We start from the raw sequence: 13,049 nt of genomic DNA, 5'->3' as shown, positions 1-13,049 counted from the left end.
AATCAAATCAGACATCTTCTCGTGGTTAGCCGCTGAGACAAAAATGGACGCTACGAGCGTCCATTTTTTATATTTAACCGTTACATGTTGAACGCGCTAAATCGCTATGAATTCAACTCTTGTTGGTGTTGTTCAATCAGTTTCTCCATGTACTTCTCACCGCGCAGGCGAGTGTCTTCGTAGGTTTCTGTCCCTTCAAATTTTGTCACCGTCTCATAGTAGATCTTAACTTTTGGCTCAGTACCGGAAGGTCTTACGATAATGCGTGAACCATCTTCGAGATGATAGATGAGTACGTCACTTGCAGGCAGGTTAATGGCTTCAGTATTGCCTCCAATGACGAAGCGTAAAGAAGACTGCAAATCTTCAATTACAGAGATAGCGACACCGTTGATTGCTTTAGGCTGTGCCGAGCGGAGCTTAGAACCAATCGATGGTGAATCTGGGTCTAGTGCAATACTTCGCTGAGCGTTGGTATGAACCCCATGTTCAAATGAAATTTGAGCGAGAAGATCCCAAACTGTTCGACCTTGAGATTTTAACTCCTCAACCAATTGAGCAAACACGACAATAGCAGACAGCCCATCTTTGTCTCGTACTTGAGTACCAATTGTGTAGCCTAATGCTTCTTCATAGGCGAACAAGAAGTCGTTCTGATCATTTTCCAATTGCATGCCAATATTCGCTAACCATTTAAAACCTGTCAGCGTTTGGAAATAAGTCGCCCCGTGGGATTGAGCTACTTTTTCAAGCAATGTTGAAGATACGATACTGTTACCAACTAATTGGTTTTTGGTATGTGGCTTTGAGAGTAGATAATGAGCGAATAGCACGCCGACTTGGTCACCTGTTAGCATTTTGTATGAGCCATCATCTGTTCTCACTGCAACCGCAAATCGGTCTGCATCTGGATCGTTGGCACAAGCAATGTCGGCATCGACACTTTTTGCTAAGTTAACCACCAGATCCATCGCGCCTTTTTCTTCCGGATTCGGGAAGTTGACGGTCGGGAAGTTACCATCGGGCTCTCTTTGCTCGGCGACGCTGAACACCTTATGGAAACCAGAATCGTGAAGTAGATCCTCGGCCATTTGTGCGCCGACACCATGCATTGCGGTATAGGTGATGGTGGTGTTCGCCGATTCGATCTCGTCACTCACGTATGGGCTCTGATTGATCGCAGCGCGGTACGTTTGATAATAGCCTTCAGTTAACCACACCAACTTACCTTGCGTCTCAGCGTCACTTAGGCTCATTAAAGGGAGCGGCTTGGTCGATGCGATATCGATTTCAGCGGCAATACCCGCATCGTGAGGAGGAATGATTTGAGCGCCATTCTCCCAGTACACTTTGAAACCATTGTATTCCGGTGGGTTGTGGCTGGCCGTCACCACAACGGCAGCTGCGGCGTTGAAGTGCTCAATACCAAAGGCAACGATAGGGGTCGCCGCGACGTTCGAGGTTAGATAAACCTTAATGCCTAAAGCCGTGAGTACGGAAGCGGTATCAATCGCGAACTGCTTTGAATCTAAACGGCCGTCATAACCGACGACCACACCGCGAATGGTCGCATTAGCGACATGTTCGATTAAGTAGTGGCCGAGCCCGGTTGCTGTTTCCTGTATGACTAAACGGTTCATTCGATTTGGGCCGCATCCAACTTTGCCTCTAAGTCCTGCCGTTCCGAACTCTAATCGTTGAGTAAAGCGGTCTTCAAGTTCGTCGTGCATTCCCTCATCGATGAGGTGTTGAAGTTCTTCACGAGTTCTTGGATCTGGGTCTCTCGCTAACCAATTCATTGCATCTTGCATAATCACTAAACCTATTAATGTCTGTATGACTTACCGTTGATTTAATTTAAGTGATATTAATTCTCATTTCCATGAAAGCAATCGTAAAACTCGATATAAAATAAATTCCAACGGCAAGAGGGCACGTAGATTAAGCCACTTCAAATAATTGACTGTTTAGTAAGTAAACTTACCTTGAATAATTGGATATCACTAACTAGCCTTTTACATAAATATAACAAAATTTAACAAATTCGCCGTTTTTGAATCTTTCATGGAAACCTCCAACGCTTTTGAACCGTATTAGTTCTTGGGTTTATATGAGGTCAGTAGCCTGCTCACAGGCTAGTTCCATGTGAGTTGTAGATTGAGATTCAGCCTTTTCATGTGTAGCCGGAATAACAATGAATGTTGTCCAGTTCGCAACGACATTTAGGTCGCAAGTATCCAATTAGGAAGGACAAGGAGAGATCTTTTGAAAAGATTACTGGTTAGGCTAGCGTGGCTTTTGAAGAGTTTTGTTGTGCTTTTAGTATCGCCTTTAGTGCACGCTAGCAGTGATTACAACATGACTCAAGGCGTCACTGAGATCAGTGGTAAGGTGTATGAACTTCATATGCTGATTTTCTACATCTGTTGTGCGATTGCCTTTGTTGTTTTTGGTGTGATGTTTTATTCGATTTTGAGGCACAGGAAATCGAAGGGCGCAGTTGCTGCCCATTTTCACGAAAGCACGAAAGTCGAAATTCTTTGGACCATCATCCCTATCATCATTCTCATCGCTATGGCGATACCCGCCACCAAAACCTTAATAGCGATGGAAGATACCTCCCAGTCAGATCTGACCGTTAAAATCACCGGGTCACAATGGAAATGGCATTACAGCTATTTTGGTGAAGACGTCGAGTTTTACAGCCTTCTAGCGACCAGTGACAAAGAGATTGAAGGCCTCGAAGTGAAAGGCGCGCATTACCTGCTAGAAGTTGATAAGCCGCTGGTACTGCCTGTTGACCGTAAAGTCCGTTTCTTGATGACTTCCGATGATGTGATTCACTCATGGTGGGTGCCAGCATTCGCCGTTAAGAAAGATACCATTCCGGGCTTTATTAATGAGGCTTGGACTAAGATAGATGAGCCTGGTGTTTACCGAGGGCAGTGTGCAGAGTTGTGTGGTCGTGCCCATGGTTTCATGCCGATCGTGGTGCATGCCATGGAAGAAGATGAGTTTGACGCATGGCTAGCGGAGCAGAAAGAGTTAGCGATAGCCGAACAACAAGCCGCAAAAGATGCATTAGGTGCGTCACTTTCCTTGGCGGAGTTGAATACCATCGGTGAAGAGGTTTACAAAACTCGATGTGCGGTTTGTCACCAAGCAAACGGTGAGGGCATTCCTGGAGCATTCCCTGCCATCAAAGGAAGTCCTATTGCCCTTGGTGATGTGGATGTTCATATCGACACAATTGTTTATGGTCGTGGCGGTACGGCGATGCAAGCATTCGATAATCAGTTAACCGAGAAAGAGGTCGCAGCGGTAGTAACTTATCAACGAAACGCTTGGGGTAATGATACCGGCGATATTGTTCAGGCCTCAGATATCAACGCTTATAAGGCGAAGCAAGAAGGCAGTTCTGAAAGCTCAACGGATGATGCACAAAATGATGCTAAGGATCAGTTATGAGTTCACCAATCAATAAGCCGGTGAAATCGGCTCCAGCAGAAGATCAAGTACTGAGCCATTCTGCGGAAGGCACCTTGGGCAATAATGATTTGCCTGTTGATGATCACGATTCACATGCGGCACCTAAAGGCTGGGCTCGTTGGCTGTATTCAACCAATCATAAAGACATTGGTACACTTTATTTGTGGTTCAGCTTTGCAATGTTCTTAACGGGCGGCGCAATGGCGATGGTGATCCGTGCGGAGCTGTTCCAACCGGGTTTGCAACTCGTTGAGCCAGATTTCTTCAATCAGATGACTACAGTCCATGGTTTAATCATGGTATTCGGTGCCGTAATGCCTGCATTTACGGGTTTGGCTAACTGGATGATTCCGATGATGATCGGTGCACCAGATATGGCGCTGCCGAGAATGAACAACTTCAGTTTCTGGATCTTGCCTTTTGCGTTTCTAATCTTAATCGGATCTTTGTTTACAGAGGGTGGCGGCCCGAGCTTTGGTTGGACCTTCTACGCGCCACTCTCGACAACTTATGGCCCAGACAGTACCGCGCTATTCGTATTCTCAGTTCATATTATGGGGATCAGTTCGATCATGGGGGCGATTAACGTCATCGTAACCATAGTGAACATGCGCGCACCGGGCATGACTTGGTTCAAGCTACCGATGTTCGTATGGACTTGGTTAATTACCGCTTTCTTGCTGATAGCCGTGATGCCCGTGCTCGCGGGTGCGGTGACCATGGTACTGACTGACAAATATTTTGGGACTAGTTTCTTTGATGCCGCTGGTGGTGGTGATCCCGTCATGTTCCAGCACATATTCTGGTTCTTTGGGCACCCCGAAGTGTACATCATGATCTTGCCGTCTTTTGGTATTGTCTCAGCCATCATCCCTGCATTCAGTGGTAAGCGCCTGTTTGGTTATCACTCGATGGTTTATGCGACCTGTAGTATCGCACTGTTGTCATTTTTGGTTTGGGCACACCACATGTTCACCACGGGTATGCCAGTATTTGCCGAACTGTTCTTCATGTATTGCACCATGTTGATAGCGGTGCCGACCGGTGTGAAAGTCTTCAACTGGGTGGCGACCATGTGGCGCGGTGCTTTGACCTTTGAAACACCAATGCTGTTTGCGATTGCCTTCATTGTTTTGTTTACGATTGGCGGGTTATCTGGATTGATGCTCGCTATCGTGCCAGCTGATTTCCAATACCACGATACTTATTTTGTTGTGGCTCACTTCCATTATGTTCTGGTAACCGGTGCCGTGTTCTCGATTATGGCTGCTGCCTATTATTGGCTGCCTAAGTGGACCGGACATATGTACGACCACAAGCTCAGCCTGTGGCATTTCTGGACGTCGGTGATTTCAGTTAATGTACTGTTTTTCCCGATGCACTTTTTAGGGTTAGCGGGTATGCCGCGTCGTATTCCTGATTATGCGATTCAGTTTGCTGACGTTAACCAAGTCGTGTCGATTGGTGGTTTTGCGTTTGGGTTGTCTCAGCTAATTTTCTTATGGCTAGCGATTAAGTGCGTAAGAGGGGGAGAGCCTGCGCCAAGTAAGCCTTGGGATAGAGCTGAAGGTCTTGAATGGACAGTACCAAGCCCTGCGCCTCACCACACCTTTACCCATCCGCCGAAAGTGGATTAGAGGGCAGAACCATGAGTGATAAGCAAAGCGATCCCAATCAAGATAAAAAACAACCTAAGCGCCTGTCTAATAAGCGATCGACCAAAAAGCTGACGGGCTACTTGGTGTTGAGCGTGGTTGCGATGTTTTGCTTCGGTTTCGCTTTGGTGCCGCTCTACGATGTCATGTGTGAGGCCTTAGGCATCAATGGCAAAACTAATACTGTTTCAGCGGTGCAACCTCAGGGAATGCAGCCAGACTACTCTCGTACGGTTCGAGTCGAATTCATGTCCCACATCAAGCCAGATATGCCATGGCAGTTTTCGCCTGAAGTTCGAGTGTTAGAGGTTCATCCTGGTGAGGTGGTTCAAACTAACTACATTGCCAAAAACCTTTCTGGAGCCTCATTGGTTGGCCAAGCCGTACCGTCGGTTTCTCCAGGTATGGGGGCAACCTACTTCAATAAGATGGAATGCTTTTGCTTTAATCAGCAGCCATTGGACGGGCACAAGAGCGCAGAAATGGGTTTGATATTTTACATTGAGCCAGATATTCCAGAATCGATACATACGCTGACGCTCTCTTACACATTATTCAATATCACGAATGAGGTGGGTGCTGCGGCCAATAAATCTGAGCCTAACGTACTCGCAAGTAACTAGGAATTTACAGAACCAGTATCAACATAAGGAGTTGAGCGATGAGTTCTAAAAAGGAAGTTTATTTCGTTCCACATCAAAGCCACTGGCCATTGGTGGGTGCTGTAGCACTGTTTTTGGTCGCGGTTGGCGCTGGCTTGACGGTGCAAAACATGGGTACCGACGCCGCAGGTGGTGTGTTTGGCAAAGCGGTGTTGTTAGTCGGGTTTGCTGTGCTGCTTTACATGCTCGCAGGTTGGTTTAGCAATGTGATCACAGAATCATTGAGTGGTCTCTATTCTGAGCAGATTTCTCGTTCTTTTAGACAAGGAATGAGTTGGTTCATCTTTTCCGAAATCATGTTCTTTGGCGCTTTCTTTGGCGCGCTTTTCTATGCTCGAATGATTTCTGTGCCTTGGATTGGTGGTGCGGGCAATAATGAAATGACCCATGAAGTATTGTGGCCGATGTTCCAATCAATTTGGCCACTAACGACGACCCCTGATGGCGTAACGACACAAGCCATGCCTTGGCAAGGTATCCCGCTTAAGAACACCATTATTCTGCTGCTTTCCTCTGTGACGCTGCACATGGCACATATCAGTCTTGAACAAAATAAGCGTATGGCTTTGATCGTGTGGTTGGAGATAACCATTGTTCTGGCTGGCTTCTTCCTGTTCTTCCAAGTTGAAGAGTATCTTCACGCTTATCAAGAGATGGGGCTGACACTTCAGTCTGGCATCTACGGTAATACCTTCTTTTTGCTTACTGGGTTTCATGGCTTACATGTCTGTTTAGGGACGATCTTTTTGATTGTGTTGCTGGCAAGGGTTGCGAAAGACCACTTCACTCCGAAAGACCACTTTGCGTTCCAAGCGGGCAGTTGGTATTGGCACTTTGTTGATGTGGTTTGGTTGGGCCTGTTTGTGTTTGTTTATGTACTTTAACGATTGAGCCTATAGGGGATTAATAGGGGCGAGGGTTGGGAGTTATCACTCCTGATCCCAGAGCAAGTAATAAAAGTAGCACGACAACGGCTGACCACATGACACGACGCCCCAAGAAGTGACTGAGCCTTTTTCCATTGTGTTTGCCCGAGGTGATTTGGATTAGGCCTTTCATCAAATTGAAAGCGATAAAAAACAGCAAAGCGACCAAGACGACTTTAAATAACAGAACAAAGGTAGATGACGCCATAGTGATAACTCCAAACCGATTGATTGATGATGAACACAAGTTCCGCAGTAAAGGTTTTTGGATAGCGGTTGTTTTAACTGTGGTTTCAGTCGGCGCTTTAATCAAGTTAGGTTTGTGGCAACTCGATCGTGGTAACGAGAAATTACGTTATGAACAGCAATTAGCTGAGAGAGCACATCTCTCGTCACAACCTTTAGGTGTCGTTATTTCTGAGTTGCGAGAGCTGGATTTATCTGGTCAAGAGTCATTAAATCCTCAAACCCTAAACGGGTTAAAGGCTGATGTTGAATTAGTCAATACGAGCGGCTTGATGCTCTTGTTAGACAACCAGATAAGCCAAGGAACGGTAGGGTATGTGATTTACATGTTGGGTGAGGTTCGCTTTGAAGATGGAAACCAGTCCTTAGTGGCTGAAAAACAGTTGTTGATCGATCTTGGGTTTGTTCCGGCAAGTAATGACAGAAGAGAACTACCGCAATTAGGAAGTATCACTGTACCAACCAAAATGTCAGGGCGCTTGTATACACGCTCAATTAATCCTTTAAGTCATGAGTTGGGTTTAGAAAATACGACACCGAATAGAATCCAAAACCTAAACATAGCAGCGTTATCACAGTATACAGGACAAGAAGTGCTGCCCTTTGTCTTCCAACCTCAGAGTTTAGATTCATGGCCCTATGAAATGTTATGGCGTCCAACGGCGATGAGGTCTGAGAAGCATTTTGGTTACTCATTTCAATGGTTTGTTATGGCTGCGGTACTTTTGTTTTTGATGTTGTTGATTGGCTATCGGTACCTAAAAGCAACACCTATCACGAGGAATAAGGATGGATAAATCTCAAGCACAAGTGAACAGGGAAATTACCGAGGCAAACATGGCTGAGCTCAGAAGCCGTCGTACTAAAGGACGCTTGGTATTAATCGGACTCGTTTTAATTTTCGCTTTGCCAGCCATTATCGCCAAAACTGTGTTGGATCAGAATTGGTATACGTCAGGTGTCACTAACTCAGGCGAATTGGTAGAACCAAGAATTACACTAGCGGATTTTGGCGTAACGGTACCCATGGCAGGAGAGGGTTGGGTTGTGGGGTATATCGCACCGATGGAGTGCGAAAGCTTGTGTGAACAACAGCTTCATTATTTGAATCAAAGCTACTTAGCGTTAGGGAAAAACAAAGAGCGAGTGACCGCCGTTGTTTTCGTCTCAGAAGGTAACTCGTTGTCGGGTTCGCTCAACAAGCCTGATTTATCTTTGTTAGCTGGTGGTGATCAGTTAAGCACCGAGTTTTCGCCGGCTTCCATTGTCATTATTGACCCGCTAGGACAGTTGGTTATGGAGTACAAAAGCGTGTCGGAACCGTCGCAGTTAGTCGGGCAATCCAAAGGTATGATTCATGATTTAAGAAAGCTACTTAAGCTGTCACGAGTTGGGTAGTTAATCAGCTTAAGTTGATAAGCTTGAGTTGATGAGCTTGAGTTAATGAGCTTTAGCAGATTGCGTTAATGCTGAGTGTTGTTAGTGAAAAGGGAATAAGTATAGGGAGATAAACGATGCAGAATAAAGCCCCTGATTTACTCATGCACATGATGAGATTAACTATCTTGTTAGCCCTTACCGTGATTGTGCTCGGTGCTTATACCCGTTTGTCTGATGCTGGCCTTGGCTGTCCTGACTGGCCTGGGTGCTATGGAAAGATTACCGTTCCGTCTGATGCCCAAGCGGTGAGTCAAGCCAATCTGCAATTTCCAGAGCGATCTCTTGAAGCAGACAAAGCGTGGGTAGAGATGATCCATCGCTACTTTGCAGGAACATTAGGGTTGCTTATCTTTGTCGTTGTAGCTTGGTGTATTAAAAAGAACATCACACCAGTTGGTCTTCCATTACTTATCTCTGCCACTGTGATTTTTCAGGCTTTGCTTGGAATGTGGACGGTGACTCTTAAGTTGATGCCCGTTGTGGTTATGGCGCATTTGATGGGGGGCTTCACGTTGCTGTCACTGTTGTGTCTGCTCTACTGCCGTTTGTCTCAATTCCAAAGCCGTTTTGGCGAGGCTTCTTATTCTCCAACACTTAAATTTTGGGCGTTGTTTGGGTTACTCATTGTGGTTGGGCAGATACTGCTTGGTGGTTGGACATCGTCAAACTATGCCGCTTTGGTGTGTACCCAATTGCCTATTTGTGAAGGTAACTGGATGAGCTACCTCGATTTCAAAAATGCGTTCGATTTTGCTCAACACGGACACGATAACTATGAGTTTGGTGTGTTGGAGTATCCCGCGAGGCTTACCATACATGTCATGCACAGGTTCGGGGCTATTGTGGCGACATTAACGGTGCTGATGGTCGTGTACCAGTTATGGAAGTTTGGTCAAGTGCCTCACCAAAAGCTGAGCATGATTGTCGCAATAGTGTTGTTTACTCAAATCAGCCTTGGGATCAGTAATGTATGGTTTCACCTGCCAATCTCAGTTGCGGTTTTGCATAACCTAGTCGCAGCAATGTTGCTCATCAGCATGGTTGTAACCAATTTTGTGGTGTGGCAACGCAAACCGAGTGAGAGCGTGGTGAAGAACAGTGTATTGCAAGGAGGTAATCATGGTCAGTAGAACGTCAACACAGTATGAAGTGGTGGCTCAAGACGCAGCCTTAACTCATAAGATAACAGCCAATAATGACATAACTTTAAGTAACGAAAAGGCTGAAAAAAACAAAGCCACTTGGAAAGTTTATTTAACGCTGACTAAGCCTAAAGTGGTGGCTTTGATGTTGCTGACAGCATTGGTTGGGATGTGTTTGGCCGTGCCGAATGGATTGCCTTTGCAACAAACTTTGTTCGGAATGATTGGGATAGGGTTAATGGCAGGTTCAGCGGCTGCGTTTAACCATTTGATCGATAAAAAGATCGACGGCCAGATGACTCGAACAAATCGACGCCCTTTACCATCCGGTGAGCTGAGTAGTGTGCGTGTGTTTAGCTTTGCAGCAGGTATCGGCTTATTTGGGTTCGCTACGTTAGTGGTGTGGGTCAATCAACTCACGGCTTGGCTAACCTTTGCAAGTTTATTGGGCTATGCGGTCATCTATACCATGTACTTGAAGCGAGCAACGCCGCAAAACATTGTGATAGCAGGGATCGCTGGTGCAATGCCTCCGTTACTGGGCTGGACGGCGGTTACCAACGAACTGCATTCAAATGCTTGGTTGTTGGTGATGATCATCTTTATTTGGACACCTCCTCATTTCTGGGCGTTGGCAATTCATCGTCGTGATGAGTATGCCAAAGTGAATATCCCCATGCTGCCTGTGACCCACGGAATCGAATACACCAAGACTTCTATTTTGCTCTATACCTTGCTGCTAAGCATCGTATGTATATTGCCGGTATTGGTCGGCATGAGTAGCTGGATATATTTGAGCGCTTCATTGGTGCTCAACGGCGGGTTTGTTTATCACGCTTGGGTACTTAAATATCGTGACGAACCTAATATGGCGATGAAGACCTTTAAGTTCTCCATCTATCATCTCATGATCTTGTTTGTCGCTCTGTTGGCGGACCACTATCTACTTTGATAACTGATGCTTCAGCTGTTACAGAATAAGAAAACGGATGCTTTGGGCATCCGTTTTTGTTTGGTTGATGACTAAAACTCACCCAATACAAAGTAAGTATCTAGCGAGTACTTAGTCCACTTTGTTCCAAGCACTTTGCCAGTGTGAACCGACACCTGGTTCGTACTGAGTTGCTGTTGGAGCCCATTGAACACAGTAGCCAGAGTATGGGAACTCTTTACACTGATAAACGCCACCATCGCTGCTTAGAACCTTTGTTCCTGCTGTGTAAGACTCAATGCTTTCTGGGAACACGAAGTCGTAGTCGCCTGCTGGTGGCGGTGTTTGCTCGTCCATTAGGTGGAAATCAAGCGTGTTCTGATCCACTAAGTTACCTTGGTCATCTTTCGTCACAACCACAAGCATGTGGTGACCAGCTTCAGACTTAGAAAGAGTCAGTTGAATATCTTCAACTTGTCCGTCTGTTAGGTCCGATTTCTGAGAGGCAAGTGCTTCACGGTGATGGTTGTACACGGTAAGCTCAGCTTGAATATCGCCTGTTGCCGCTAGCGTAAGGTCAAGCTGAGTAGGTTGGCTCTCATCGATAATGTACTCTGATTCTAAGCCTGTTACTTCTAGCTCAAGCTCGGGTTCTGGAGTGTCAATCTTGTAGCCGATTTCCACACTGTTAAAGCCAGAACCTGCTTTTAGATAAACAGGGTTCGTGCCGTATACTGGCGCAAAATCGCCTTGGTCGTTCAATTGACCTGCTTTGATTTGCGTCTGCTCTTGATTGATTTTAGAAGAAAGAGCGTAAGACCAGTTATTGGCTTTGCCTTGCTCAGTACTTTCAATCACAAGCTCAGTGCTGTATGAAGCGTTCTCACCGGATTGGTCGAATACGCGAGTATAAACAGCATCACCAACATTCAGGTCTTGTGTTGGGTTGATTTGACCGCCTTGATCCCAATCCGGGATGATAGGGCCGTCGCCATCAAACTTCACATCGATAACGTTGTAGAAAGCCATTGCAGTATCACCCACATCCCATACCGCAAGGATCACTTGATAACCTTCACGCTCTGGCACATTACACAAGTGACTGACTTGCATCGGTGGCTGTTCCATATTGCCTTCAACAACACAGAATGGCGTTAAGTCAAAAGAGCTGCGAGCCAACGGCTGGTTTGGATTCCAGTCGGGTTGAGTAATGTAATATTTCCAATCGCGAGTCTTGTGGTTAGCTGTGAATGTCCACTCGAAGTATTGAGAACCAGACTTGATAGGGCGTTTAACCCAGCGGTCTGCCTTTTGTTCGTCTAGTGCTGCTGCTAAAGAAGATTGCGCACTGGCGATTTTCCCATCAGCAGGGCCAACTTCTGGGAAGCCTTCAGGGCCTTCTACACTTTGTGGTTCGTATTGGATACCACCACAGTTGGTGTTTTTCTCTTGCGTATCACTCGCAGGGAACTTACATAGGGCAACACGGCTCTCAGCTACGCCATTGTTGTATGCCGAGACATAACCGTGACCGAAGCTTGCACCGCTTACGCTAAGAAGCGATAGCGCGATGAGTGATTTTTTTTGGAGTTGTTTCATTATTTGTCCTTACTGTATTTGGCCGACAAAAAAGAGAACACCCCGGCATGCATTTACACTTAAATTCTATTAAGTGGCGACCCCGCTATCATAGACAGAATATTTGTCGACAGACCGGTGGCTTTGCGTCCTATTCTTTCAAATAGTTTGCCAGAAGTGCGTTTGAGCAATCGAAATGTAGCCAACCAGTTTTATAAATGCGAATCAATCGATTGAAATGTGGAATGCCAATCTCGAACTTTTAATTCTTGATACAAATTAACTTGCTATATGTTTAGTTCGTTAACGTATAAATTATTGATATAAATAAAGAAAGCAATTGCTCTAATCGTTTTAGTGAATGACTTTGGGTTGTTTCGCTTCGCTCTGTACAACAATTGTGCACATATCAAAACCAAACCTTTGGTTTCCACTAACCGAACCCTGACACGCCATGTATGAAAAACCGGACAATTGATTGGTATGAATTATATAAAGGAGCCGGTATGGAATTCACAGAACTAGACAGAGACGCGTTGTATCAAACGTGGATGTCACAAAAATCGAGAATGCGAATTACGCAGATGGAGTTTTCAAAAAAGCTAGGCATGAACCAGCTTGATTTCTCAAGAGTGCTAAGAGGGGAGACGCCATTAACCATGTCTTTCATTAGTCATTTTTGTCGTTTACTTCATTTGGAACCAAGGAATGTATTCCCCTCGCTAAAAGAGGTCAATGAATCGGGGCCTAAAGTGGTCTACCTGAAAAGTAGAATGAGTGTTGATGGTGAGATCCAAAATGCTTATATTGAAGGAAATCAGGTAATTGTAGAGTACGCACACACTGTTCAACATGATTAATTTTAGAGTTAGCTCTGATTTTTAACCCCCTTTTTCTACAACCTTTTCACATAGGGTATGTCATACTCATAGACAGAACCTTAAGCACTAAGCTCAGCGTAAATTCCGTCTAACGTAATG

At 45.5% G+C, this 13,049-nt stretch carries 12 protein-coding genes and 1 riboswitch; of the genes, 9 read left to right on the top strand and 3 right to left on the bottom strand.

All coding sequences use genetic code 11. The features are described from left to right. Window positions 1–104: 104 nt before the first annotated feature. A complete protein-coding gene (locus ACED41_RS14655) occupies window positions 105–1,811 on the bottom strand; it encodes a phospho-sugar mutase (RefSeq protein ID WP_104216245.1) in 1,707 nt (568 codons plus the stop codon). A 454-nt stretch (window positions 1,812–2,265) separates the two neighbouring features. On the opposite strand from ACED41_RS14655, the gene coxB reads away from it, so the two are divergent. From coxB to ACED41_RS14635, 4 genes are read left to right on the top strand one after another with little or no spacing between them, the layout of a single operon-like run. Further along, window positions 2,266–3,468, top strand: coding sequence for a cytochrome c oxidase subunit II (coxB, locus tag ACED41_RS14650; RefSeq protein ID WP_371725194.1), 1,203 nt, complete (start codon window positions 2,266–2,268; stop codon window positions 3,466–3,468). Next, complete coding sequence (gene ctaD, locus ACED41_RS14645) at window positions 3,465–5,126, top strand: cytochrome c oxidase subunit I (protein ID WP_371725193.1); 1,662 nt, start codon at window positions 3,465–3,467, stop codon at window positions 5,124–5,126. Before coxB ends, ctaD begins: the two co-directional genes overlap by 4 nt. Window positions 5,127–5,137: 11 nt before the next feature. After that, entirely contained in the window at window positions 5,138–5,767 is a 630-nt protein-coding gene (locus tag ACED41_RS14640) for a cytochrome c oxidase assembly protein (protein WP_017064839.1), read from the top strand. A 38-nt stretch (window positions 5,768–5,805) separates the two neighbouring features. After that, complete coding sequence (locus tag ACED41_RS14635; RefSeq protein WP_009845661.1) at window positions 5,806–6,690, top strand: cytochrome c oxidase subunit 3; 885 nt, start codon at window positions 5,806–5,808, stop codon at window positions 6,688–6,690. Window positions 6,691–6,709: 19 nt separating this feature from the next. Here the strand turns inward: ACED41_RS14635 and ACED41_RS14630 are convergent, their stop codons facing one another. Further along, complete coding sequence (locus ACED41_RS14630) at window positions 6,710–6,940, bottom strand: DUF2909 family protein (protein WP_371725192.1); 231 nt, start codon at window positions 6,938–6,940, stop codon at window positions 6,710–6,712. On the opposite strand from ACED41_RS14630, the gene ACED41_RS14625 reads away from it, so the two are divergent. The 4 genes from ACED41_RS14625 to cyoE all read left to right on the top strand — a co-directional run bounded on the left by ACED41_RS14625 (window position 6,828) and on the right by cyoE (window position 10,512). Further along, complete coding sequence (locus ACED41_RS14625) at window positions 6,828–7,775, top strand: SURF1 family protein (RefSeq protein ID WP_371725191.1); 948 nt, start codon at window positions 6,828–6,830, stop codon at window positions 7,773–7,775. The two genes, ACED41_RS14630 and ACED41_RS14625, sit on opposite strands and share 113 nt — an antisense overlap. Further along, entirely contained in the window at window positions 7,768–8,376 is a 609-nt protein-coding gene (locus tag ACED41_RS14620) for a hypothetical protein (protein WP_017061753.1), read from the top strand. Before ACED41_RS14625 ends, ACED41_RS14620 begins: the two co-directional genes overlap by 8 nt. Window positions 8,377–8,492: 116 nt before the next feature. Beyond that, window positions 8,493–9,548, top strand: coding sequence for a heme A synthase (locus ACED41_RS14615; RefSeq protein WP_371725190.1), 1,056 nt, complete (start codon window positions 8,493–8,495; stop codon window positions 9,546–9,548). Beyond that, the gene (gene cyoE / locus ACED41_RS14610; RefSeq protein WP_017064833.1) at window positions 9,538–10,512 is read left to right on the top strand and encodes a heme o synthase; all 975 of its coding nucleotides are present in this window, start codon (window positions 9,538–9,540) and stop codon (window positions 10,510–10,512) included. The genes ACED41_RS14615 and cyoE overlap by 11 nt, the downstream gene beginning before the upstream one ends. Window positions 10,513–10,623: 111 nt before the next feature. Here the strand turns inward: cyoE and gbpA are convergent, their stop codons facing one another. Further along, a complete protein-coding gene (gbpA, locus tag ACED41_RS14605) occupies window positions 10,624–12,090 on the bottom strand; it encodes an N-acetylglucosamine-binding protein GbpA (RefSeq protein WP_371725189.1) in 1,467 nt (488 codons plus the stop codon). Between the two features lie 72 nt (window positions 12,091–12,162). Next, window positions 12,163–12,252: riboswitch (cyclic di-GMP riboswitch) on the bottom strand. A gap of 323 nt (window positions 12,253–12,575) precedes the next feature. Between gbpA and ACED41_RS14600 the strand changes: the two genes are divergently transcribed. Continuing rightward, window positions 12,576–12,929 (top strand): hypothetical protein, encoded by a 354-nt coding sequence (locus ACED41_RS14600; protein ID WP_017068634.1) that lies wholly within the window; start codon window positions 12,576–12,578, stop codon window positions 12,927–12,929. Window positions 12,930–13,049 lie beyond the last annotated feature (120 nt).

Source organism: Vibrio sp. 1F255 (assembly GCF_041439145.1).
Lineage (GTDB): Bacteria > Pseudomonadota > Gammaproteobacteria > Enterobacterales > Vibrionaceae > Vibrio > Vibrio crassostreae_C.
Note: the sequence above shows the minus strand (reverse complement) of the source record. Positions and strands in the feature narration are given on the sequence as shown.

What these genes read in the sequence shown, in the direction of transcription:
- ctaD (WP_371725193.1), top strand. Translation starts at nt 3,465, where the DNA reads ATGAGTTCACCAATCAATAAGCCGGTGAAATCGGCTCCAGCAGAAGAT.
- ACED41_RS14655 (WP_104216245.1), bottom strand. Translation starts at nt 1,811, where the DNA reads ATGCAAGATGCAATGAATTGGTTAGCGAGAGACCCAGATCCAAGAACT.
- ACED41_RS14640 (WP_017064839.1), top strand. Translation starts at nt 5,138, where the DNA reads ATGAGTGATAAGCAAAGCGATCCCAATCAAGATAAAAAACAACCTAAG.
- ACED41_RS14630 (WP_371725192.1), bottom strand. Translation starts at nt 6,940, where the DNA reads ATGGCGTCATCTACCTTTGTTCTGTTATTTAAAGTCGTCTTGGTCGCT.
- cyoE (WP_017064833.1), top strand. Translation starts at nt 9,538, where the DNA reads ATGGTCAGTAGAACGTCAACACAGTATGAAGTGGTGGCTCAAGACGCA.
- ACED41_RS14615 (WP_371725190.1), top strand. Translation starts at nt 8,493, where the DNA reads ATGCAGAATAAAGCCCCTGATTTACTCATGCACATGATGAGATTAACT.
- gbpA (WP_371725189.1), bottom strand. Translation starts at nt 12,090, where the DNA reads ATGAAACAACTCCAAAAAAAATCACTCATCGCGCTATCGCTTCTTAGC.
- ACED41_RS14620 (WP_017061753.1), top strand. Translation starts at nt 7,768, where the DNA reads ATGGATAAATCTCAAGCACAAGTGAACAGGGAAATTACCGAGGCAAAC.
- ACED41_RS14635 (WP_009845661.1), top strand. Translation starts at nt 5,806, where the DNA reads ATGAGTTCTAAAAAGGAAGTTTATTTCGTTCCACATCAAAGCCACTGG.
- ACED41_RS14600 (WP_017068634.1), top strand. Translation starts at nt 12,576, where the DNA reads ATGGAATTCACAGAACTAGACAGAGACGCGTTGTATCAAACGTGGATG.